This window comes from Ensifer sp. 22460 (assembly GCF_052044935.1).
GTDB lineage: Bacteria > Pseudomonadota > Alphaproteobacteria > Rhizobiales > Rhizobiaceae > Ensifer.
Genome location: NZ_JBQENZ010000001.1, coordinates 178,492 through 198,537, shown reverse-complemented (window position 1 = coordinate 198,537; position 20,046 = coordinate 178,492). Strand labels below are relative to the sequence as shown.

The 20,046-nt window shown below is 62.1% G+C and carries 21 protein-coding genes; 10 read left to right on the top strand and 11 right to left on the bottom strand.

The window, feature by feature from the left end; translation table 11 throughout:
• The first annotated feature begins 23 nt into the window (after positions 1 to 23).
• Together ACTJKM_RS01000 and rnhA are read left to right on the top strand one after the other, a co-directional pair.
• Complete coding sequence (locus ACTJKM_RS01000; RefSeq protein ID WP_058325493.1) at positions 24 to 1,004, top strand: homoserine kinase; 981 nt, start codon at positions 24 to 26, stop codon at positions 1,002 to 1,004.
• Complete coding sequence (gene rnhA, locus ACTJKM_RS00995) at positions 1,001 to 1,468, top strand: ribonuclease HI (protein ID WP_057250667.1); 468 nt, start codon at positions 1,001 to 1,003, stop codon at positions 1,466 to 1,468. The genes ACTJKM_RS01000 and rnhA overlap by 4 nt, the downstream gene beginning before the upstream one ends.
• A 47-nt stretch (positions 1,469 to 1,515) precedes the next feature.
• Here the strand turns inward: rnhA and ACTJKM_RS00990 are convergent, their stop codons facing one another.
• Together ACTJKM_RS00990 and ACTJKM_RS00985 are read right to left on the bottom strand one after the other, a co-directional pair.
• Positions 1,516 to 2,001: a peroxiredoxin gene (locus tag ACTJKM_RS00990; RefSeq protein WP_057250664.1), complete on the bottom strand. Its 486-nt coding sequence runs from the start codon at positions 1,999 to 2,001 to the stop codon at positions 1,516 to 1,518.
• A 74-nt stretch (positions 2,002 to 2,075) separates the two neighbouring features.
• Positions 2,076 to 2,891, bottom strand: coding sequence for a protein-disulfide reductase DsbD domain-containing protein (locus tag ACTJKM_RS00985; RefSeq protein WP_440659834.1), 816 nt, complete (start codon positions 2,889 to 2,891; stop codon positions 2,076 to 2,078).
• Positions 2,892 to 3,087: 196 nt separating this feature from the next.
• Between ACTJKM_RS00985 and ACTJKM_RS00980 the strand changes: the two genes are divergently transcribed.
• Positions 3,088 to 3,693, top strand: coding sequence for a YqgE/AlgH family protein (locus ACTJKM_RS00980; RefSeq protein WP_057251089.1), 606 nt, complete (start codon positions 3,088 to 3,090; stop codon positions 3,691 to 3,693).
• 113 nt (positions 3,694 to 3,806) lie between these two features.
• Here the strand turns inward: ACTJKM_RS00980 and ACTJKM_RS00975 are convergent, their stop codons facing one another.
• From ACTJKM_RS00975 to thrC, 4 genes are all read right to left on the bottom strand, one after another.
• Positions 3,807 to 6,716 carry an EAL domain-containing protein gene (locus ACTJKM_RS00975; RefSeq protein WP_440659833.1) on the bottom strand — a complete coding sequence of 970 codons (2,910 nt, stop codon included), beginning with the start codon at positions 6,714 to 6,716 and terminating at the stop codon, positions 3,807 to 3,809.
• Entirely contained in the window at positions 6,716 to 7,327 is a 612-nt protein-coding gene (locus ACTJKM_RS00970) for a GNAT family N-acetyltransferase (protein WP_057250658.1), read from the bottom strand. The genes ACTJKM_RS00975 and ACTJKM_RS00970 overlap by 1 nt, the downstream gene beginning before the upstream one ends.
• 392 nt (positions 7,328 to 7,719) lie before the next feature.
• Positions 7,720 to 9,021 (bottom strand): M16 family metallopeptidase, encoded by a 1,302-nt coding sequence (locus tag ACTJKM_RS00965; RefSeq protein ID WP_440659832.1) that lies wholly within the window; start codon positions 9,019 to 9,021, stop codon positions 7,720 to 7,722.
• 16 nt (positions 9,022 to 9,037) lie between these two features.
• Positions 9,038 to 10,438, bottom strand: a complete 1,401-nt coding sequence (gene thrC, locus ACTJKM_RS00960; RefSeq protein ID WP_082663367.1) for a threonine synthase — start codon at positions 10,436 to 10,438, stop codon at positions 9,038 to 9,040.
• Between the two features lie 280 nt (positions 10,439 to 10,718).
• On the opposite strand from thrC, the gene ACTJKM_RS00955 reads away from it, so the two are divergent.
• Positions 10,719 to 11,270, top strand: coding sequence for a hypothetical protein (locus tag ACTJKM_RS00955; protein ID WP_057251086.1), 552 nt, complete (start codon positions 10,719 to 10,721; stop codon positions 11,268 to 11,270).
• A gap of 71 nt (positions 11,271 to 11,341) precedes the next feature.
• Here the strand turns inward: ACTJKM_RS00955 and ACTJKM_RS00950 are convergent, their stop codons facing one another.
• On the bottom strand, positions 11,342 to 12,448 hold the full coding sequence (locus tag ACTJKM_RS00950; protein WP_057250656.1) for an ABC transporter substrate-binding protein: 1,107 nt from the start codon (positions 12,446 to 12,448) through the stop codon (positions 11,342 to 11,344).
• A gap of 224 nt (positions 12,449 to 12,672) precedes the next feature.
• Positions 12,673 to 13,368, bottom strand: coding sequence for an HAD family hydrolase (locus tag ACTJKM_RS00945; protein ID WP_112995332.1), 696 nt, complete (start codon positions 13,366 to 13,368; stop codon positions 12,673 to 12,675).
• 180 nt (positions 13,369 to 13,548) lie between these two features.
• Here ACTJKM_RS00945 and ACTJKM_RS00940 point away from each other — a divergent pair, with 180 nt between their 5' ends.
• Positions 13,549 to 14,217, top strand: a complete 669-nt coding sequence (locus tag ACTJKM_RS00940; protein ID WP_057250651.1) for a GntR family transcriptional regulator — start codon at positions 13,549 to 13,551, stop codon at positions 14,215 to 14,217.
• Positions 14,218 to 14,238: 21 nt separating this feature from the next.
• Here the strand turns inward: ACTJKM_RS00940 and ACTJKM_RS00935 are convergent, their stop codons facing one another.
• A complete protein-coding gene (locus ACTJKM_RS00935; protein WP_112995333.1) occupies positions 14,239 to 14,919 on the bottom strand; it encodes a winged helix-turn-helix domain-containing protein in 681 nt (226 codons plus the stop codon).
• A 93-nt stretch (positions 14,920 to 15,012) separates the two neighbouring features.
• On the opposite strand from ACTJKM_RS00935, the gene ACTJKM_RS00930 reads away from it, so the two are divergent.
• The 4 genes from ACTJKM_RS00930 to ACTJKM_RS00915 all read left to right on the top strand — a co-directional run bounded on the left by ACTJKM_RS00930 (position 15,013) and on the right by ACTJKM_RS00915 (position 17,594).
• Positions 15,013 to 15,333, top strand: a complete 321-nt coding sequence (locus ACTJKM_RS00930; RefSeq protein WP_112995334.1) for an NIPSNAP family protein — start codon at positions 15,013 to 15,015, stop codon at positions 15,331 to 15,333.
• A gap of 3 nt (positions 15,334 to 15,336) precedes the next feature.
• Positions 15,337 to 15,687: an antibiotic biosynthesis monooxygenase family protein gene (locus ACTJKM_RS00925; protein WP_112995335.1), complete on the top strand. Its 351-nt coding sequence runs from the start codon at positions 15,337 to 15,339 to the stop codon at positions 15,685 to 15,687.
• Between the two features lie 135 nt (positions 15,688 to 15,822).
• Positions 15,823 to 16,953 (top strand): site-specific DNA-methyltransferase, encoded by a 1,131-nt coding sequence (locus ACTJKM_RS00920; RefSeq protein WP_112995336.1) that lies wholly within the window; start codon positions 15,823 to 15,825, stop codon positions 16,951 to 16,953.
• A gap of 239 nt (positions 16,954 to 17,192) precedes the next feature.
• Positions 17,193 to 17,594, top strand: coding sequence for a YkvA family protein (locus ACTJKM_RS00915; RefSeq protein WP_112995337.1), 402 nt, complete (start codon positions 17,193 to 17,195; stop codon positions 17,592 to 17,594).
• Between the two features lie 53 nt (positions 17,595 to 17,647).
• Here ACTJKM_RS00915 and ACTJKM_RS00910 read toward each other — a convergent pair whose 3' ends face one another.
• Both ACTJKM_RS00910 and mutY read right to left on the bottom strand, forming a co-directional pair.
• The gene (locus ACTJKM_RS00910; RefSeq protein WP_058320368.1) at positions 17,648 to 18,265 is read right to left on the bottom strand and encodes an HAD family hydrolase; all 618 of its coding nucleotides are present in this window, start codon (positions 18,263 to 18,265) and stop codon (positions 17,648 to 17,650) included.
• Positions 18,266 to 18,288: 23 nt separating this feature from the next.
• Entirely contained in the window at positions 18,289 to 19,377 is a 1,089-nt protein-coding gene (gene mutY / locus ACTJKM_RS00905) for an A/G-specific adenine glycosylase (protein WP_112995338.1), read from the bottom strand.
• A 93-nt stretch (positions 19,378 to 19,470) separates the two neighbouring features.
• Here mutY and ACTJKM_RS00900 point away from each other — a divergent pair, with 93 nt between their 5' ends.
• The gene (locus tag ACTJKM_RS00900) at positions 19,471 to 19,977 is read left to right on the top strand and encodes a DUF721 domain-containing protein (RefSeq protein ID WP_057250635.1); all 507 of its coding nucleotides are present in this window, start codon (positions 19,471 to 19,473) and stop codon (positions 19,975 to 19,977) included.
• Positions 19,978 to 20,046: the final 69 nt, after the last annotated feature.

Here is a 20,046-nt window from a genome sequence, read left to right as displayed (position 1 = left end):
CATTTTCTTGAGAGTGGAAGCCCTTGGCAGTTTACACCGATATCACGGAAGACGATCTCTCCCGTTTTCTCACCGCCTATGACGTCGGTCAGCTGACCTCCTACAAGGGGATCGCCGAGGGCGTCGAGAATTCCAATTTCCTGATGCACACGACCAAGGGTTCCTACATTCTCACGCTTTACGAGAAGCGGGTGAACGCCGATGACCTGCCATTCTTCCTGGGATTGATGCACCATCTGGCCGACGGCGGCCTGTCCTGCCCGCTACCTCTGCCGCGGGCAGATGGCAAGCTGCTCGGTGAGCTCTCCGGCCGCCCTGCCGCCGTCATCTCCTTCCTCGAAGGCATGTGGCTGAGGAAGCCCGAGGCAAAACACTGCCACGAGGTCGGCAAGGCGCTTGCCGCCATGCATCTTGCCGGCGAAGGCTTCGCGCTGAAGCGCACCAATGCGCTTTCGGTTGGCGGCTGGCGGCCACTCTGGGTCAATTCAGAGGCGCGCGCGGACGAGGTGCAGTCGGGTCTCAAGGACGAGATATCGGCGGAACTCGAGCATCTGGAACGTCATTGGCCGCAGTCCTTGCCGGATGGCGTCATCCACGCCGATCTCTTCCCGGACAATGTCTTCTTCCTCGGCGACCAGCTTTCCGGCCTGATCGACTTCTACTTCGCCTGCAACGACTATCTCGCCTATGACGTTGCCGTTTGCCTGAATTCCTGGTGCTTCGAGAAAAACGGCTCCTACAACATCACCAAGGGCATGGCGATGCTTTCGGGCTACGAGAGCGTGCGCAAGCTGACGCCGGCGGAGGTCGACGCCCTGCCGCTGCTCTGCCGCGGCTCGGCGCTGCGCTTCTTCCTGACGCGGCTCTATGATTGGCTGATGACGCCTGCCGGCGCGCTCGTGGTCAAGAAAGATCCGCTCGAATATCTGACGAAGATCCGCTTCCACCGCGCCATCGCTTCGAGCGCTGAATACGGCCTGAGACGCGAAGAGGGCCGGGCATGAAACACGTCGACATCTTCACGGACGGCGCCTGCTCCGGCAATCCGGGGCCGGGCGGCTGGGGCGCCGTGCTGCGCTACGGCGAGGTGGAAAAGGAACTCTCCGGCGGCGAAGCCGAGACAACTAACAACCGCATGGAATTGTTGGCGGCGATCTCGGCGCTCGATGCGCTGAAGAGCGCCTGCGAGGTCGATCTGCATACCGACAGCAAATATGTGATGGACGGCATCTCCAAGTGGATCCACGGCTGGAAGAAGAACGGCTGGAAAACCGCGGACAAGAAGCCGGTGAAGAATGGCGAACTCTGGCAGGCGCTGGACGAAGCCAACCGCCGACACAAGGTGACCTGGCATTGGGTCAAGGGCCACGCCGGCCATCCGGAAAACGAGCGCGCCGACGAGCTCGCCCGCAAGGGCATGGAACCCTACAAGAAGGGGCGCCGTCCGGACTCTCTTCTCGTGAAATGAAAAACGGGCCCGTTGAGGCCCGTTTCCATTTGCACGTACTTCTGCGCTCAGAGCTGCTCGAGCATCGCCGCAGCGCCGGAAACGGTCGCCTGTCCCGGGCTTTCTTCGAGATTGAGCGACTTCACCACGCCGTCTTCCACCAGCATCGAATAGCGCTTCGAGCGGACGCCAAGCGTGCCGGCCGACAGGTCGATGTCCATGCCGAGTGCCTTGGTGAAAGCGGCGTTCCAGTCGGAAAGGAAGTGGATCTTGCCCATGCCGCCGGATGCGGTTGCCCAGGCACCCATCACATGCAGGTCGTTGACCGAGACGACGGCGATATCGTCGATGCCGCGGGCAAGGATCGCGTCGCGGTTTTCGAGGTAACCTGGCAGATGGTTGAGCGAGCAGGTGGGCGTGAAGGCACCTGGAACGGCGAAGAGCACGACGCGCTTGCCCGCGAAGAGCTGATCGGTGGTGACCTCCACCGGACCGTCGGCGGTTTTTTCCTTGAAGGTTGCGGCTGGCAGTTTGTCTCCGACGGCAATGGTCACGGCACTCTCCTTGCGTTGCTTGCGTCTTCGCTTCTCCGCGCTCGTCGGAGAACTCGGCGGACTATAGATGCGGCCTAATCAAAGGCAAGGGTCGTCTCCATGCTGCGGCCCTTGGCTCGTATGGTGACAACGATCGGCTTGCCCTTGAGTTCCCTGTCCTTGCCGGAGAGCCGAACCGGGACGGCTGCGCTGAGGCCCGTCTCGCCCTCGACCGCGATCTCGGGCTTGCCGAAGGAAACGTCGGAAGGGCCGGCCAAGAACAGTTCCGGATGGTCCGCGCCATCAGGCAAATGCACGGAGAGGTGCAGCACGGTTTTTTCCGCATCATAGCGGCTCGCCGTGATGGCAAAGTCCTTGGATGGCGCTTCCGGCAGGGCGGCAACGGCGTCATCGATGCGCGCGCTGTCGAGCGGATTGTCGAAATCGCCCTGCTTCAAGGCCAGCGTCAACTCGCCCTGAACCGGGATGCAGATGTCTTCGCAGATGCCGAGAAACACCGAGGCGCGAATGGTCACGTCGCCTGTGCCCTGGACGCGCTTCAGCGTCAGCGGGAAAGCGACCGACTTGTCGTAGCCGACATAGCGCACCACGCCATCGTCGAACGTCTTCGGCACGGGGAAGCCGACCTTCTCGAGTACGACGCCGCTCGCCGGATCGATCGTCACCTGCGGAGGGATGCCGCTTGCGCCGGGCTCGCGCCAATAGGTCTTCCAGCCAGCGTTAAGATTGACTTCGAGCGTTGCGGGGATCGTGCCATCTTGCCTGGGTTGGGCTGCGACGAGGCGGATCATGCCGCCTGGAGAGGTCACCCAATCGCTGGTGGCCGCCTGTGCAGCGACGGCAAGAAAAAAAGCGGCGATGAGGCTTGCCGCGCCAATGAACTGGGCCATGTTCTGATGTGTGGAGCGTTGGATCATGTGGGAAGCAATATCGCTTTTGCCGATGCTGCTCCAGACTCTGCGAAGAGAGCAACGATCATAATCGCTTGATCGGACACGGCGAAGTGAACGTCGTGCGTGCAATATTTCCCGGCCGCGACGCTGAGGCGCTTTTCATTTCGCGGTGAATTGGTAGGCTGTTCCGATGATGTCGACTCCGATGGCGCAGAAGAGACGGGAGCGAGGTTTCCTTGACGGTCAATTCCTGATCGCCATGCCGGGAATGTTTGATGCCAATTTCGCCCGCACGGTCATCTTCATCTGTGCTCATTCAGACGACGGCGCCATGGGCTTCGTGCTCAATCGGCCTCAACAACTGACCTTTCCGGACGTGTTGCTCCACCTCGATATTCTCGACGAGGAAGAGGCGATCCGGCTTCCGCAGATGACACGGGATTTCCAGATTCAGGCCGGCGGACCGGTTGAGACCGGGCGCGGCTTCGTGCTGCATTCCGACGACTATCTGAGCGATTCCAGCATTCCGGTCAGCGATGACATCTGCCTGACGGCAACGCTCGATATCGTCCGCGCCATTTCGCGCGGGGAGGGGCCAGTCAGGGCGACGATGATGCTCGGCTATGCCGGCTGGGGTCCGGGGCAACTCGAGGCGGAAATCACCCAGAACGGCTGGCTCACGAGCCCGGCACGCGAGGAACTGATCTTCGACAAGGCGCTGGACGACAAATACGACCGGGCGCTGGCGCTGATGGGCGTGTCGGCCGCGATGCTCTCGGTGGACGCAGGTCACGCCTGATCGCCGTCTTAGCCGGCGTTCTTCAATCATTCATGCTGAAATGAAAAGCCCGCCGGGCTGTAGCCGACGGGCTTATGGCGATCTGCGCGCTGAGCGGCGTCGTGTTGCCGAACTCACGCCCGCTTCATCAGCGGAAAGCGCTCCTTCAACAGTCGCTGGATCGATTCCGAGCCGATCGGCGGGCCGAAGAGGAAGCTCTGGCCGTAGTCACAGCCCATCTGTGAAAGCTGGATTGCATCGTCTTCGGATTCGATACCCTCTGCCACCACCTGCATGTCGAGCTCACGCGCCATGGTGATCACCGAGCGCAGCAGGATGCCGCGCTTGTCGCTCGGGTCGCGCACCAGCGCTTTGTCGATCTTGATCGTGTCGAAGGGGAAGCGGGTGAGGTAGGAAAGCGACGAATGGCCGGTACCGAAGTCGTCGAGTGCCAGTTTCAATCCGGCTTCCTTCAGCTTTTCGAGGACGAGACGGGCCTGCTCGGGATTTTCCATCACCAGCGATTCCGTCAGTTCCATCTTCACCTTGCCCGGATCGCAGCGGTTTTTGGTGAGAATTGCGCGGACGTCGTCGTAGAGCTCGTTGTTGAGCAGCTGCGCGCTCGAAAGGTTGATCGAGACGAAGATCGGCAGGTCGCCGGCCTGGACTTGCCATTCCGTCAGATCGCTCGTTGCCTTGTCGAAGGCGAACATGCCGAGTTGGTTGATGAGGTCGGAATTCTCGGCAATCGGAATGAACTCGGTCGGCGAGATGTTGCCGCGCTTCGGATGATCCCAGCGCATCAGCGCTTCGAAACCGGCGATCTCGGCATCATTCAGCCGGACGATCGGCTGATAGACCAGCGAGAGCTCCTTGCGTTCGATCGCCCGCTTGAGATCGGCTTCGAGCTGAAGCCGGTCCGATCCAGAAGTACGGAAAGCAGGGCGGAAGGGCTCGACACGATTGCCGCCTTCCTTTTTCGCCCGGAACATGGCGAGCTCGGCATCGTCGAGCAGGCCTGCTGCGCTTTGCTCCTGGTCGAGCCAGGAGACGAGGCCGATCGAAGCCGTCAGGTTGATTTCGCGGTTGCCGTAGTTGAGCGGCACCATGATCGCCTTGCTCACCGCGTCGGCGAAATCCGCGACCTTGGCGGGATCGCGCTCCGACATCAGGATCAGGCCGAACTGGTCGCCGCCGAGGCGGGCAAGCGTGTCCTGCGGGCGCAGGAGCCGCCGCAACCGTCGCGTCAAGGCGATCAGGATGTTGTCGCCGGCGGCGATGCCCAGGAGATCATTGACCTGCTTGTAGCGGTCGATGTCGATTGCGAGCACCGTCGGGCGCACCGAATTGCTGCCGTCGGCCATCAGCAGGATCGCCTGCAGCCGGTCGAGGAAGACCTGGCGGTTCGGAAGGCCGGTCAGATTGTCGAGCAGCGCGTTGTGCAGCAGACGCTCCACGGAATTGCGCTGTTCGGTGATGTCGATGATAGTGCCGACACAGCGGATGATTTCGCCGTTGGCGCCGAGCACTGGCCGGGCGCGAATGGAAAGCCAGTGATAGTGGCCGTCCTCGGCGCGCACGCGGAATTCATGATTGAGCTTGCCGCGGCGGCGCTCCAGAAGCACGTCGAGCGTCGCCCGGAAGCGGTCGCGGTCATCAGGGTGGAGCCGCGGCAACCAGTTGCGCAAGGGGCCGTGCATGCTGCCGAGCGACAAGCCGAGCTGCGTCGAGATATCGGGCATGGTCACCACGCGGTCGCGCGCGACGTCCCAGTCCCAGACGGTGTCGCCGGAGCCGGTGAGCGCGAGCGACTGGCGTTCGAGATCCGAGAACAGGCCCTGCTGGTAGCCGCTGCCGGCAACCGCATGCTGCATGACGGTGAAGCCGATCAGGAGCACGATGAGGACGAGACCGCCGCCGAGCGCCGGCTGCACGATGTCGTTGGCGAGCTGGCCGGTGACGGTCAGCCACGCGCCGAAGAGCCAGACGAGTATGAGCAGCCAGGCCGGCACCAGAAGGATTGCGCGGTCGTAGCGGTTGAAGCCAAGATAGGCGATCAGCACGATCCCGACGGTTGCCGTCAGGGCGAAGGAGAGGCGGGCGATGCCGGACGCAATCGCCGGATCATAGACGGCGACGCCGAAAAGCAGGCCGAGGCCCAGGATCCAGGCGAGCGTGGCGTAACCCAGATGCTGGTGCCAGCGGTTGAGATTGAGATAGGTGAACAGGAAGATCACGAGGCCCGCCGCGAGGAAGACCTCGGTGCCCGCTCGCCATATTCGTTCGTCGCCTGCGGTGACGCTGATGAGCTTCGACAGGAAGCCGAAATCGACGCAGATATAGGCGAGAACCGCCCAGGCGAGCGCCGCCGTTGCCGGCAGCATCGAGGTTCCCTTGACGACGAAAAGAATGGTCAGGAACACCGCGAGCAGGCCGGCAATGCCAAGTACGATGCCGCGGTAGAGTGTGAAGGCGTTGACCGTGTCTTTGTAGGAGTCCGGCTCCCACAGATAGATTTGCGGCAGCTCCGGCGTCGCGAGTTCGGCGACGAAGGTGATGATGACGCCCGGCGCCAGCGTGATGCGGAAGACGTCCGCCTCGTCGCTTGGCTCGCGGCTGAGCGCGAAGCCTTCGCTGGGCGTGATCGAAAGGATGCGCTTGGAGCCGAGATCCGGCCAGAAGAGCTTGGAATTCACCAGCCGGAAATGCGGCGCCACGATCACGCGGTCGAGCGGTTCGGCCGAAACGTTGGCGAGCGCGAACACCGCCCAGTCGCCCTGATGGTCTTCGCTGCTGGAGCGCACTTCGATGCGGCGCACGATGCCGTCGGTTCCGGGCGCGGTCGAGACCTGGAAGGCCTCGTTGCGGCCGCTGTAGATCTCGGTCGTTGCCGTCAGGTCGAGTGCGGTGTCCTCGCGTGAAATCTTCACCGGCTCCAGAGCCTGGGCCGCACCGCCGAGCGCGCAGAAAAACGTCGTGAGCGCAATCAGAAACGCTGCCAGCTTCGAGGCTGACCAGGCGAAGGGCGAGCGGGCTAGAGGCATCAAAGGGGCATATTCCTGTTCGGTAGGGCATCGTCGGACAGGAGAGAAAAGAGCACGTGGTCTCGCCACTGGCCATTGATTCTCAAGTACTGTCTTAAGTAGCCTTCACGCTCAAAACCGGCCTTTTCAAGGAGCCGGATGCTTCTTGAGTTGTCCGGAATACAGGCTGCTTCAATACGGTGCAACTCAAGGGTCGAAAAGATGTAGGGAATAGCGAGCCTCAGGGCCGCGTACATATGACCCTTGCCGGCGTGGCGCGCGCCCATCCAGTAGCCGATCATGCAGTTTTGCCCGGCGCCGCGGCGAATGTGGCCGATGGTCAGCCCGCCGAGCAGCGTCTCGTCTGGCTTGTGGAAAAGAAAGAGCGGCACGGCCTGGCCGGACGAATATTCCTGTTCGTTGCGGATGACCCGGCTGCGAAAGGAACTCTCTGTCATCTCGTCAGTACGCCAGGATGGTTCCCAAGGCTCCAGGAAGGCGCGGCTCTCGCTTCTGAGCTGGTACCATTGCCGATAATCGGCATAGCGCGGGAGCCGCAGCAGATAATTCTGGTCGGCAATTTCGATCGCCTCCGGCTGCCGCGACAGGAACCGAAAAACCGATCGTGTCATAGCTGCCTCCGAGGCCGTCCAGTTTGCGTGCGGGGACCTTTTATCATCCGCCCGGCAGCGCGCCTTTGCGCTGTCCAAACCGAAACGTTGCACAACTTTGCGCGCAAATCGAATCCGAATTTGCGAAAAGGCGCAAAGACTTCACCATTTGGATATGGTGTTTGCGTCCTCGGCGGCCCGGGGCAATTTCAGGAAAAGTGGCAAACGCTTTCCGCCAGGAGTTGCCTGCAGCGCCGCGCGTCTTGTCAGACGCGCAAAGGTCGCTGTAGCACTTTGATTTTCTGCATGTCTTTGTCCTTAAGTCGAGGTCGATTTAAGGAGACATGCACTAGCCTCGAAACGGCAAGATCATTTCACGGTTTCGATGAAACCATGAAATGATCTGGGCCTGTTTAGCTGGCGACGGCGTGCGGTACGGCGGCCTTGCCGGTCAATGTCGACAGGATGTCGCCCATCGGGGCAAGCTGCTCCAGCGGGCCGATCGCCGAGAGCGTCGGCGTCGTATCGAAGAACAGCCGGCCGGCAAGATCGGTCAGGCGTTCGATGGTAATGCCGGACAGGCGCTCCATCAGTTCTTCGTTGGGGATCGGGCGGCCGTAGAGCATCATCTGGCGGGCGATCTGGCCGGCGCGGGCGGCCGGGCTTTCCTGGCCCATCAGCAACTGTGCACGGATCTGGGCGCGGGCCCGCTCGATTTCCTGCTGCTCGATGTTCATCGAGGACTTGCGCAGTTCGTCGACGATGACGGGCATCAGTTCCGGCAGGTTCTCGCCACCGGTTGCCGCGTGCACACCGAAGATACCGGTGTCGGAAAAGCCCCAATGGAAGGCATAGACCGAATAACAGAGGCCGCGATGTTCGCGCACTTCCTGGAAGAGGCGGGAGGACATGCCGCCGCCGAGGATGTTGGCGAGGATCTGCGAGCAATAGAAGTCGCGGGCGTGATAGGCCTTGCCTTCGAAGCCGAGCAGGACCTGCGCGTCCATCAGGTCGCGCGTCTCGCGGCTTTCTCCGCCGGTGTAGCGGGCGGTTTCGAGCACCGGGGTCGCGATCGGCGTGCGCGGCAGCGAGGAGAAGCGTTCCTCGACCTGGCGAACGAACGCGTCGTGTTCGACGGCGCCGGCGGCGACCACGAACATGCGGTCGGTCGTGTAATTGCGGCCGAGATAGTGGCGGATCTGGCCGGCGGAAAACGACATGACCGTATCGCGGGTGCCGAGGATCGGGCGTCCGACCGTCTGGTTGCGATAGGCGGTCTCGGCGAAGCGGTCGAAGACCACGTCATCCGGGGTGTCGTCGGCAGCGCCGATTTCCTGCAGGATCACCTGCTTCTCGCGCCGCAGCTCCTCGTCGTCGAAAGTGGATTCGGTGAGGATGTCGGCGAGAATGTCGACCGCCAGCGGTACATGGTCCTTGAGGACGCGCGCATAGTAGGACGTCGTCTCGGTCGACGTGGCGGCGTTGACTTCGCCGCCGACATTTTCGATTTCTTCGGCAATCTGGCGGGCGGTGCGCCGCGCGGTGCCCTTGAAAGCCATGTGCTCCAGCAGGTGGGCAATGCCATGTTCGCCCAGGGTTTCATTACGCGAACCGGACTTGATCCACACCCCGAGCGCCACGCTTTCGAGATGCGGCATCTGCTCGGTTACCACCGTCAACCCGGAAGGGAGCCGGGTGCACTCAACTTTCATCATACGTTTCTTCTCGTTCTTACCCCCGGAGACGGGTGCGCTCGCCGATAAAGGTCTCGACGCTCTTCAGGTCCGCATCCAGGATATCGAAACGCTCCTCCCTGTTCATCAGGTCAGCAAGCCACGTCGGAAGCGCCGGGTCAATACCACTGGCCGATTTTACCGCGTCCGGGAATTTCGCCGGATGGGCGGTGGCAAGCGTCACCATGGGGGCGGACGGCTTCTCGTGCTTGGCGGCGACGAAGACGCCGACGGCGCTGTGCGGATCGAGCAGATAGCCGGTTTTCTCCAGCGTCTTGGCGATCGTCTTGGCGACTTCCTTCTCCGAGGCGCGGCCGGCGCGGAATTCCTTGCGGATGGCTTTGAGCGCCTTTTCGCGAATGGTGAAGGAACCGGACTGCTTGAGGCCGTCCATTGCCGCGCGTACTTCGCCCGGATCACGGTCGTTCGCCTCGAACAGAAGCCGTTCGAAGTTCGACGAGATCTGGATGTCCATCGACGGTGCGGTGGTCGCCTTGACGTCGCGCATCTCGTAGCGCCCGGTCTTCAGCGTGCGGGCGAGGATGTCGTTTTCGTTGGTGGCGATCACCAGCTTGTCGATCGGCAGGCCCATGCGCTTGGCGACGTAACCGGCGAAGATGTCGCCGAAGTTGCCGGTGGGCACCGTGAAGGAGATCTTGCGATCCGGCCCGCCGAGCGCGACCGAAGTGGTGAAATAATAGACGATCTGGGCCATGATGCGCGCCCAGTTGATCGAGTTGACACCCGAAAGCTTGACGCGATCGCGGAAGGCTCCGTCGTTGAACATGGCTTTGACGAGGTTCTGGCAATCGTCGAAGTTGCCCTTGACGGCAATGGCGTGAACGTTTGATGCCTGCGACGTCGTCATCTGTCGCTGCTGCACCGGCGAAACCTTGCCGTGCGGGAAGAGGATGAAGATGTCGGTGCGTTCGCGGCCGGCGAAGGCGTCGATCGCCGCACCGCCGGTGTCGCCCGAGGTCGCGCCGACGATGGTGGCGCGCTCGTCGCGCTCGGCCAGCACATAGTCCATTAGCCGCGCAAGCAGTTGCATCGCCACGTCCTTGAAGGCGAGCGTCGAGCCGTGGAACAGCTCCATGACAAAGGCATTCGGGCCGGTCTGGACGAGCGGAGCCACGGCCGGGTGGCGGAAGGTGGCGTAGGCTTCGTCGATCATTTCGCGGAACTTGGCCGCCGGGATCTCGCCGTTGGTGAAGGGCTCGAGGACGGCGAACGCGATCTCCTGATAGGATTTGCCGCGCAAGCCGCGGATTTCCTTCTTGGAAAACTTCGGCCATTCTTTGGGGAGATAAAGACCGCCATCGCGCGCAAGACCGGCAAGCAGCGCGTCGCAGAAGCCGAGAGGAGCGGATTCGCCGCGCGTCGAGATATACTTCACCATGATTGTCCTTCGTCCCACCTGCCGATCGCGACGACCCTAGAAAGCGGCGCCGCGGTTTGCCCGTCTTATTGCGTCAGTCCTTGACAAAGTCTGCATCTATTCTTGTCACCGACGCAATTTCCGACCGTAGATCAGGTTTCGGAAAATTCGGAAGGGACACGCCGACCCAATCGATTTTTCAGTTTGTCGCTGCTATAGACGATGCCCGAAGGCCATGAAAGGTCTTCCGGCCGAGATTTCGGTCAAGGAGTTTCAACCGGTCCAGCAGAGGTTGTTCAACGTGTTTGGCAAAGTATCCCGGCCTGTTCTCGCAATATCTTTTCTCGCGGTCCTCGCCGGCTGCAACAAGACGCAATCCGGCGGAGCGATCGATGCGGGCGGCAGCGCCACCGCTCCGACGCCAGCCGTCGTCCAGGCGGCATGCCCGCAGGTCGTCCTGCGTGACGGCACAAATGTGTTCACCAGCTACGCCAAGGGTGCCAAAAACGACCCGTCGAAGCTCGTCTACCAAGCCTCTCTTGCCGACACGACGCGCCAATGCGTGCAGAGCGAGAGCGCGATAACCATTACTGTCGTGGTCCAGGGCCGCGTCGTCAGCGGTCCCGCCGGCGGTCCCGGCAAGATCACCATGCCGATCCGCGTGGCTGCGACCGACGACGACAAGACGCTCTATTCCGAGCTGACGCAGCATGCGGTCGAAATTCCTTCGACCGGTTCGGCGCAGTTCGTCTTCACCAAGGCCGACGTGACATTGCCGGCAGGGTCCGGTTCCAACGCCACGGTCTATGTCGGCTTCGACGAAGGTCCGCCGGCAAAGGGCAAGAAAAAGTAAGCTGCGATGCAGCCTGCAAACAAAAACGCCGGGGCAAGCCCCGGCGTTTCTATTTTATATCGCGCTCTAGCTTATTCAGCCGGAACGCTCTTGCCGCCTTCCCACTTGTAGAGCGAGAAAGCCTGCGAGGTGAGGTCGCCGGCTTCGCCATAGGTCAGCTTGCCGAGCACCGTGTCGATCGCTTCGCCGGACTTGATCGCAGTGGCAACCGCAGTCGCGTCTTCGGCGGAGCCGGCCTTCTCGATGCCAGCCTTCAACACCTGCACGGCGGCGTAGGCGTTGAGAGTGAAGGCTTCGGCCGGAATGTTCTTCGCCTTCAGCGCTTCGACGGCTGGAGCTGATGCCGGGTTGCGGGTCGCGTCGCTGGCGTTGGTGTAGACCGTGCCGGTCGCAGCTTCGCCGCCGATTGCCCAGAATTCCGTGTTCGACAGGCCGTCGCCGCCAAAGATCTGTGCCTTCACGCTCTGATCGTGCATCTGGCGTGCGAGCAGGCCGCCTTCCGGATGGTAGCCACCGAAGTAGACGACATCGACATTCTCGGCCTTCAGGCGGGTGACGATGGCGCTGAAGTCCTTGTCGCCCGGGTTCAGGCCTTCATAGACGACCTCGGTGATGCCGCCTGCGTTGATCGCCTTCTTGAAGCCGTCAGCGAGACCCTTGCCGTAAGGAGCCTTGTCGTGCAGCACGGCGACCTTCTTGTCCTTGAGGTTCTTGACCACATAGGCGGCGGCGACTTCAGCCTGCTGGTCGTCGCGGCCGCAGGTGCGCAGCACGTTCCAGAGGCCGCGGGTGGTGAGGTCGGGCGTCGTTGCCGTCGGCGTCACCATCAGAATGCCGTTCTCGGCGAGAACGTCGGAAGCCGCCATCGAGGTGCCCGAAAGCACCGGGCCGACGACGTAGCGGATGCCTTCGCCGGCCGCCTGGTTGGCAACCGAAACGGCCTGCTTCGGATCACCGGCATCGTCGAGCAGCTTCAGGACGATCTTCTCGCCGTTGATGCCGCCAGCCTTGTTGATCTCTTCAGCGGCCGTTTCCGCCCCGTTCTTCACCTGCTCGCCATAGGCCGCGACCGGGCCGGTGAGCGGCGTGATGACGCCAACGGTGATATCGGCAAAGGCGAGCGGGCCGAAGGCGACGCTGGCCGCCAGGGTCAGGCCTGTCAACATTGAAAGACGCATAGTGTTTCCTCCTAGAAATACCCCTGATGGGGCTTGCTTGATATGGCCCTCGTGCGCGGCTTTTCGAAAACCGGGGAGATTTTCTAGGGGACGCGACGCGACTGCAATGTGTCATCGTGTCCCTCGACGCCTATTTGGACGCCTGCCGTGGTGGCCGAAGGCTTCTTTTCCGCTCCGGCTGAAGGCCGGGGCGAAAGGGGGCAAAATCGGTCGGCCGCGGCGTCTCAGGCTGTCAGCGATTCCGACCATTCGGAAAGTGCTGCGATCACGCCCGGAAGGGCCGTCATGCGCGAGATCACTGTCTCCGCGCCGGCTTCCGTCAGCTTGTCGGCATGCGACGGGAAGGTGTGGGAGCCGCCGGTGAAGCCGACGACGCGCATGCCGGCGCCACGCGCGCCGTGGATGCCATGCACCGAGTCCTCGATGACCAGCACCCGCGACGGGTCTACGCCCATCTGCTTGGCACCATGCAGGAAGATGTCCGGCTTCGGCTTGACGCGATCGGGTCCGAGGTCGCGCGCCGAGTAGATGCGCGGGCCGAAGTGGTCCTTGATGCCGACCTTGCCGAGCATCATGGCGAGGCGCGCCGAGGTGGAGTTCGAGCAGATGCAATGGGGCAGTGTGAGCTGCAGCAGCATCGGCTTGACACCGTCGATGATCTTGACGTCGCGCTCCAGACGTTCGTCGAGAATGGTGTCTACCTTGCCGATCAGCGACGCGGAAAGCGGGATGCTCGCTTCCTTCTCGATCTGCAACAGTGTGTTGTGCCAGGTCATGCCGGCAAAACGCTCCGCCATTTCTTCGACGCTGATCGGATAACCCGCTTCGGTGAGCAGCGCGGCTTCGACTTCCGAAGCGATGATTTCGGAATCGACGAGAACGCCGTCGCAATCAAAAATGATGAGATCGATACCGGACATTTGAAACAGTTCCCTGGGAGAAGAAGGCGCCGCAGGCAGGGGGAGGATAGCTTGCGCGGCGCGGGGCTTTCGTACGCCAGAGCTTTATACGAAGGCGGCCGAAAGCTCAACCTTTGGAAATTATCGAAACCGCTGTTCCGCTTGCTCGACAGTATTGTTTCGCGGCTCTATCTGTAGGCGATGGAAAAGCAACAGGACGACACACTTGCAAGTCGCATCAGCAGGGCACTCGCCGAGAGGATCATCTCCGGCATTTTGATGCCCGGGGAGCGCTTGCGGCAGGATCACATCGCCGAGGAATTCGGCGCGAGCCACGTTCCCGTTCGCGAGGCTTTTCGGCGGCTGGAGGCCCAGGGGCTTGCCGTCAGCGAACCGCGCCGCGGCGTCCGCGTCGCCTCCTTCGATCTCAAGGAGGTGAGGGAGGTTGCCGAGATGCGCGCGGTTCTCGAAGTGCTGGCGCTTCGCCATGCGATCCCGCATTTGACGCCGGCGATCCTTGATCGGGCCGAAGCGGCGACGGTCGCCGCCGACACCTCGCGCGACGTGCGCTCCTGGGAAGCGGCAAACCGCGCCTTTCACCGATTGATCCTGCAGCCCTGCGGCATGCCGAGGCTCTTGGCCGCGATCGACGATCTGCATGCGGCCAGCGCCCGTTTTCTCTTCTCTGCCTGGCGCACGAGCTGGGAAGCGCGCACCGACCACGATCACCGCGCGATCCTCGCAGCCTTGCGCGAAGGCCGCGGCGATGAGGCCGCGAAGATCCTTGAACGGCATGTTGGATGGATCGGCAAGACGCCGGTGAGGACCGCCGCAGGTGAGACCCGCGAGGCTTTCTCGATCGTTGGCTAGAGTGGATCTCGCTCGCGGTCGCTATTGCGGAAACAGCTCAGAGAAAGTCTTGTCGCCATTGGCCGTAAAGCGGATGGCGCGGCTGTTGGCCTCGCGTTTTGCCCAGCCCTTGTCGATGAACAGCGTCAGCAGCGCTTCGCCCAGAGATCCCGCGAGATGCGAGCGACGCTCGCTCCAGTCGAGACAGGTGCGGCAGATCGGCCGGCGGGATTTTTTCAATGCGGCATAGTCGATGCCGAGCGCCTCGATCCGGCTCTGGCCGGCGGGCGTCAGCGCCAGGTCGTCACCGGTGATCTCGATCTGCTTCTCGGCAATCAGGCTGTCATACATGCGTACGCCATAGTCGCCGGCCAGATGATTGTAGCAGACGCGCGCCTTCCGGAGCGCCGGATCCTTCGGGCCTGGTCGATGGCGGTTCATGCCGCGGCCGGCGGCAAAACCCATCAGGTTCTCGAGCATCAGCCCGACTTCGTCTTCCGCGAGCTGAAAGTAGCGGTGGCGTCCCTGTTTGCGCTGGGTCAGCAGGCCACCCGCTTCGAGCTTGGAAAGGTGGGAGCTGGCGGTCTGGAGCGTGATACCGGCGTGGGTCGCAAGTTCGGTCGCCGTCAGGGCACGGCCGGCCATCAGCGCCGTCAGCATGTTGGCGCGGGCGGGATCGCCGATCAGCGATCCGATGAGAGCGATGTCAGGACCTTCCTTCATACTTCGATCGTAGTCGAAGCATCCCTATCGAACAAGCGGGCATACTCCACTCATCGAAGGCCCGCAAACTGCCGTGGCCACAAGGAGACGATGATGATCACCTGCTTCATCCGCTATGAAATCGATCCCTTCAAGAAGGAGGAGTTCGCCATCTATTCGCGCAACTGGGGCGAGGCGATCCCGCGCTGCGGCGCGGATCTCATCGGTTACTACGGACCCCACGAAGGTTCGGCGACGACGGCCTACGGTGTCTACAACATCGAGAGCCTCGCGGCTTACGAGGCCTATCGCGCACGGCTCTCAGCCGATCCGCTCGGCCGAGAGAATTACGCCTTTTCCCGCCGCGAGCGGTTTATCCTGAAGGAGGAGCGAATCTTCCTGAAGAACGTATCAACGCCTGCCGGAGGTAAGTGAAACATGATTGCCGTCATCTTCGAAGTCCTGCCGGCCGAAGGGTGTCGCGACACCTATCTCGGCATTGCCGCCGATCTGCGCCCTTTGCTTGACGACATCGATGGCTTCATCTCGATCGAGCGGTTCCAGAGTCTCGCCAATCCCGACAAGGTGCTGTCCCTATCCTTCTGGCGCGACGAGGAGGCGGTGAAGGCCTGGCGGAACGGCGCCGAACATCGCGCTGCGCAGGATGCGGGACGCCACGGCGTCTTTGCCGACTATCGCCTGCGCATCGCCTCAGTGATCCGCGATTACGGGCTGAACGAGCGCCGTGAAGCGCCGGCCGACAGCCGCACCTTTCACGACGCCAAATGAAACGCCACTGCAAAAGTTCTCACTAACATGGCGTGAATACGAACTTTTTCGGAACGGCCTTCAGGCTTTGGTAACCATCTTCGGTAACCATAAGCTCCATAGTCCGTTCCGAGTAAGCGTATTTGCGAGTTGTCCATGTCTTCAGTTGTTTCGCTTGCCGAAGTCTCCCGCTCCACCCGCCCGCTGGGCTGGCTCGACAGCATCATCAAGGGTGACTGCGTTGCGGCGCTCAATGCGCTTCCCGACAATTCGGTCGACGTCGTTTTCGCCGACCCGCCCTACAACCTCCAGCTCGGCGGTATGCTGACCCGTCCCGATCAGTCGGTGGTCGATGCCGTCGATGACGAATGGGATCAGTTCGCTTCCTTCGAAGCCTATGACGCCTTCACCCGCGCCTGGCTGCTTGCCTGCCGCCGCGTACTGAAGCCGACCGGCACGCTCTGGGTCATCGGCTCCTACCACAACATCTTCCGCGTCGGCGCCATCCTGCAGGACCTGCACTTCTGGATCCTCAACGATATCATCTGGCGCAAGACCAACCCGATGCCGAACTTCAAGGGTCGCCGGTTCCAGAACGCCCATGAAACGCTGATCTGGGCGACGCCGAACGCCAATGCCAAGGGCTACACGTTCAACTACGACGCGATGAAGGCAGCCAATGACGACGTGCAGATGCGCTCCGACTGGCTGTTTCCGATCTGCTCCGGACATGAGCGCCTGAAGGGCGACGACGGCAAGAAGGTGCATCCGACGCAGAAGCCGGAAGCACTGCTCGCCCGTATCCTCATGGCCTCCACCAAGCCCGGCGACGTCGTGCTCGATCCCTTCTTCGGCTCCGGCACGACCGGTGCCGTCGCCAAGCGTCTCGGCCGCCATTTCGTCGGCATCGAGCGCGAGCAGGATTATATCGACGCGGCATCGGCACGCATCGACGCGGTCGAACCACTCGGCAAGGCGATGTTGTCGGTGATGACCGGCAAAAAGGCCGAACCGCGCGTCGCCTTCAACACGCTGATCGAAAGCGGGCTGATCAAGCCGGGCACGGTTCTGACAGACGTAAAGCGCCGCTACAGCGCGATCGTTCGCGCCGACGGCACGGTCGCTTCCGGCGGCGAGGCCGGCTCAATTCACCGCCTGGGCGCCAAGGTCCAGGGGCTTGATGCATGCAACGGATGGACATTCTGGCACTTCGAAGACGGGAACACCCTGAAGCCCATCGACGAACTCAGAACCGTCATTCGAAATGATCTGGCAAAGCTGAACTGATCAACCAGTTCGCCGGATCCTTCGAAAAGCGCTCCGACCGGTTTTTGTACCTTCAGTCCCGGAAGGAGTGCTTTAAATGCCCGGAATCCTCACAAGGGGATTCCGGGCATTTGTATGTTTCCGGTATGCTTGCCGGGTTGACGCGATAGGCAACGAAGCTTCGCCTGATTGCCAGTCCTTGCGTCCGGAAATAGGGTTCGGAGAAACCAGTCTTCACCCGAACATGGGGTGCCTTCCGCATGACCTCTCCCGATCGACTCAAGCGCGTGAAGCAATGGGCGCGTCAAATCAAACGCGACGTCGTAGCACTCTGGTTCGCTGCACGAGATCCTCGAACGCCGCTTTCAGCGAAATTCGTTGCCGGCGCCGTGGCGGCCTATGCGCTGTCGCCGGTCGACTTGATCCCCGATTTCATTCCGGTGCTCGGCTACCTTGATGATCTGGTCATCGTTCCGCTCGGCATCCTGTTGGCGGTGCGTCTCGTGCCGCCGGCGCTGATGCACGAATTTCGGGAGCGGGCGACGGCACAGGAGGGGCGCCCGTCCAGCCGCGGCGGTCTGGTCGCGATCCAATGCATCTGGCTGGTGGTCGCAGCGCTTGCTGGCTGGGTGGTGTGGCGGATGGTTTCGGCCGAAAGCTGACAATACCGCAACGTAGCTGGCCATCGGACTGGTTTTCGGCGAGACGGCTCGCGTCAGGGATGGATACCGTAGGCGACAAGATCGGCTTTCAGTTTCTCCGGATCGACGAAATGCACTGCGTGCCACCCGGCGAGCCGTGCGGCTTCGACATTGGGCACGCTGTCGTCGATGAAGAGCGTGGCCGAGGGGGTAAGCCCAAAAGTGCGGGTGTGTGTCTCGTAGATGGCAATATCGGGTTTGATTAGCTTCACGTCGCCCGAAACCGTGACGCCGCGCGGCAAGGTCAGGAAGGGATAGAGCTGCTGGGCCTCGCGGAACGTATCAGAGGCGAAATTGGTCAGCATGGTCACGTCGCGCCCTTCGGCGATCAGCCGCTCCAGCAGCGAGACCGTTTCGACATAGGCGTGCGGGACCATCTCCTGCCAATGCTTGCGGAACGCACGGATCTGCTCTTCGCGTTCCGGATGGTCTTTGATCAAAAGCGCTTCGGCTTCCTCCCAGGGGCGGCCACGGTCCTGCTCGATGTTCCAGTCATGGGTGCAGACATTGGCGAAGAACCATTCGCGCTCCGCCTCGTCGGGAATGATGCGGCTGTAGGGCAGGTTGGGGTCGTAGTGGATCAGCACCTTGCCGATGTCGAAGACGATATGGCGAATATCGATGCTGCTCATAACTGCATTCCTTGCTCGATCTTTCAGCGTTCAGCCTTGAAGGCGTCAGGGATCGCCTGAGTGATCGCCTTTTTCATGACCGTCGGCAGCGCCTGGGCCGTGAGGGAGTGAACCGGTTCCCACCAGCCGTCTCCCTCCGTTCCGGCGCGCGCGACATTGGCGCGGTAGACGGAGAGACGCAACTCGAAATGTGTGAAGACGTGGCTGATGGTTCCGCAGTCTTCCCAGGGCGCGACGAAGGGTTGGGAGGCGAGCGAGGTGTCGCCGTCCTGTCGTGATGTCCAGTCGGTGCCGGGCACCTCGGTCATGCCGCCAAGAAGGCCGGTTTCGACCCGCTTGCGCAGATAGACGGCATTGTCGGCATCGATCGCGACGAAGGCCGCGCCGCACCGAAGTGGTTTGTCCTTCTTCTGCGCCTTGCGCGGAAAGGTCTCGGGATCGGCAACCGAGAGTGCGCGACAGTGCGCACGGAAGGGACAGAGCGAGCAGGCAGGCCGCTTCGGCGTGCAGATCGTCGCGCCGAGGTCCATCATCGCCTGGGCGAAATCGCCCGGACGATCATCGGGCGTGAGGATGGCGACGCGCGCCCGCATTTCGGGCTTCGCTGCCGGCAGGGGCGTTTCGATCGCATAGAGGCGCGAGATCACCCGCTCGACATTGCCGTCGAGCACGGCGCTTTTGTGGTTGAAGGCGATCGCTGCGATCGCGGCTGCGGTGTAATCGCCGATGCCCGGAAGGGATTTCAGTCCTTCCTCTGTGTCGGGAAAACGGCCGCCGTGACTGTTCGCGACGGCTTCGGCACATTTCTTCAGGTTGCGGGCACGGGCATAATAGCCAAGCCCGGCCCAGGCCTTCATCACGTCCTCGTTCTCGGCGCGCGCCAGGTCCTCGACGGTCGGCCACAGCGACAGGAACTTCTCGAAATAGGCCTTCACTGCCTGGACCGTCGTCTGCTGCAGCATGACCTCCGACAGCCAGACGTGATAGGGATCGGCAACGATCCCTCGGCTCGCCATAGGCGGAGAGACCCGCCAGGGCAGGTCGCGGTGGTGCCTGTCGTACCATTCCAAAAGTAGGGGAGCGGCGTCGGCCGCTGGGATTGAATCGTGCATGATTTGCCGGGAGTTCTCTTTCCGGCCTATACTTGGCGAAGCGGAGCCGCGGCATCAAGGCTCAATCGACGTTGCATACAGAAAGTCGCTTTCGTGAGTGAGCAGAAGCCCCGCAAGGGTGTCGTCCAGATCAGCGAAGTCGCCAACGGCCTGATCGACCCCGTCCTCGCCAAGCGGGCAGGCATCAACACCATGCTGCTCGGCTCCTGGGACGAAATTGCCGGGGAAGGCTTCGCCGATTGCACGCGGCCGGAGAAGATCGCCTGGCCGCGCCGCGCCTCGGAAATCTCGGGTGAGGGCGGCTACCAGCCGGGCGTGTTGACGGTCGCTTGTGAAGGCGCACGTGCGCTCTTCCTGACCCATGCCCAGGGCGAACTGATCCAGCGCATCAACGGTTTCTTCGGTTTCTATGCCATCGGCCAACTGCGCATCGTTCAGAAGCCCGTGTCGCCGCAGCACAAACACCGTGGCAAGCCGAAGCCACTTTCGGGCGAGCCCGCGCGCCGGCTGGAAGCGATGGTCGAGGGCATAGAGAGCGAAGAACTGAAGGCGGCTTTGCGTCGGCTTGGGACGGCCGTGCTCGCGCCGCGTCGGCGGTAGGGCCATCAGCCGGTCACAATTCTTTGAATTCTGTTGACGACCGGCCACTTGCCGCCCCGCGCGCAGCAA

Excerpts from the sequence above, each read along its gene's own strand:
- ACTJKM_RS00920 (WP_112995336.1), top strand. The coding sequence starts at position 15,823 with ATGTCTTCAGTTGTTTCGCTTGCCGAAGTCTCCCGCTCCACCCGCCCG.
- ACTJKM_RS00915 (WP_112995337.1), top strand. The coding sequence starts at position 17,193 with ATGACCTCTCCCGATCGACTCAAGCGCGTGAAGCAATGGGCGCGTCAA.
- ACTJKM_RS00925 (WP_112995335.1), top strand. The coding sequence starts at position 15,337 with ATGATTGCCGTCATCTTCGAAGTCCTGCCGGCCGAAGGGTGTCGCGAC.
- ACTJKM_RS00940 (WP_057250651.1), top strand. The coding sequence starts at position 13,549 with ATGGAAAAGCAACAGGACGACACACTTGCAAGTCGCATCAGCAGGGCA.
- ACTJKM_RS00930 (WP_112995334.1), top strand. The coding sequence starts at position 15,013 with ATGATCACCTGCTTCATCCGCTATGAAATCGATCCCTTCAAGAAGGAG.
- ACTJKM_RS00985 (WP_440659834.1), bottom strand. The coding sequence starts at position 2,891 with ATGGCCCAGTTCATTGGCGCGGCAAGCCTCATCGCCGCTTTTTTTCTT.
- mutY (WP_112995338.1), bottom strand. The coding sequence starts at position 19,377 with ATGCACGATTCAATCCCAGCGGCCGACGCCGCTCCCCTACTTTTGGAA.
- ACTJKM_RS00965 (WP_440659832.1), bottom strand. The coding sequence starts at position 9,021 with ATGATGAAAGTTGAGTGCACCCGGCTCCCTTCCGGGTTGACGGTGGTA.
- ACTJKM_RS00910 (WP_058320368.1), bottom strand. The coding sequence starts at position 18,265 with ATGAGCAGCATCGATATTCGCCATATCGTCTTCGACATCGGCAAGGTG.
- ACTJKM_RS00970 (WP_057250658.1), bottom strand. The coding sequence starts at position 7,327 with ATGACACGATCGGTTTTTCGGTTCCTGTCGCGGCAGCCGGAGGCGATC.
- ACTJKM_RS00980 (WP_057251089.1), top strand. The coding sequence starts at position 3,088 with ATGTCGACTCCGATGGCGCAGAAGAGACGGGAGCGAGGTTTCCTTGAC.
- ACTJKM_RS00950 (WP_057250656.1), bottom strand. The coding sequence starts at position 12,448 with ATGCGTCTTTCAATGTTGACAGGCCTGACCCTGGCGGCCAGCGTCGCC.
- rnhA (WP_057250667.1), top strand. The coding sequence starts at position 1,001 with ATGAAACACGTCGACATCTTCACGGACGGCGCCTGCTCCGGCAATCCG.
- thrC (WP_082663367.1), bottom strand. The coding sequence starts at position 10,438 with ATGGTGAAGTATATCTCGACGCGCGGCGAATCCGCTCCTCTCGGCTTC.
- ACTJKM_RS00975 (WP_440659833.1), bottom strand. The coding sequence starts at position 6,716 with ATGCCTCTAGCCCGCTCGCCCTTCGCCTGGTCAGCCTCGAAGCTGGCA.
- ACTJKM_RS00945 (WP_112995332.1), bottom strand. The coding sequence starts at position 13,368 with ATGTCCGGTATCGATCTCATCATTTTTGATTGCGACGGCGTTCTCGTC.
- ACTJKM_RS00935 (WP_112995333.1), bottom strand. The coding sequence starts at position 14,919 with ATGAAGGAAGGTCCTGACATCGCTCTCATCGGATCGCTGATCGGCGAT.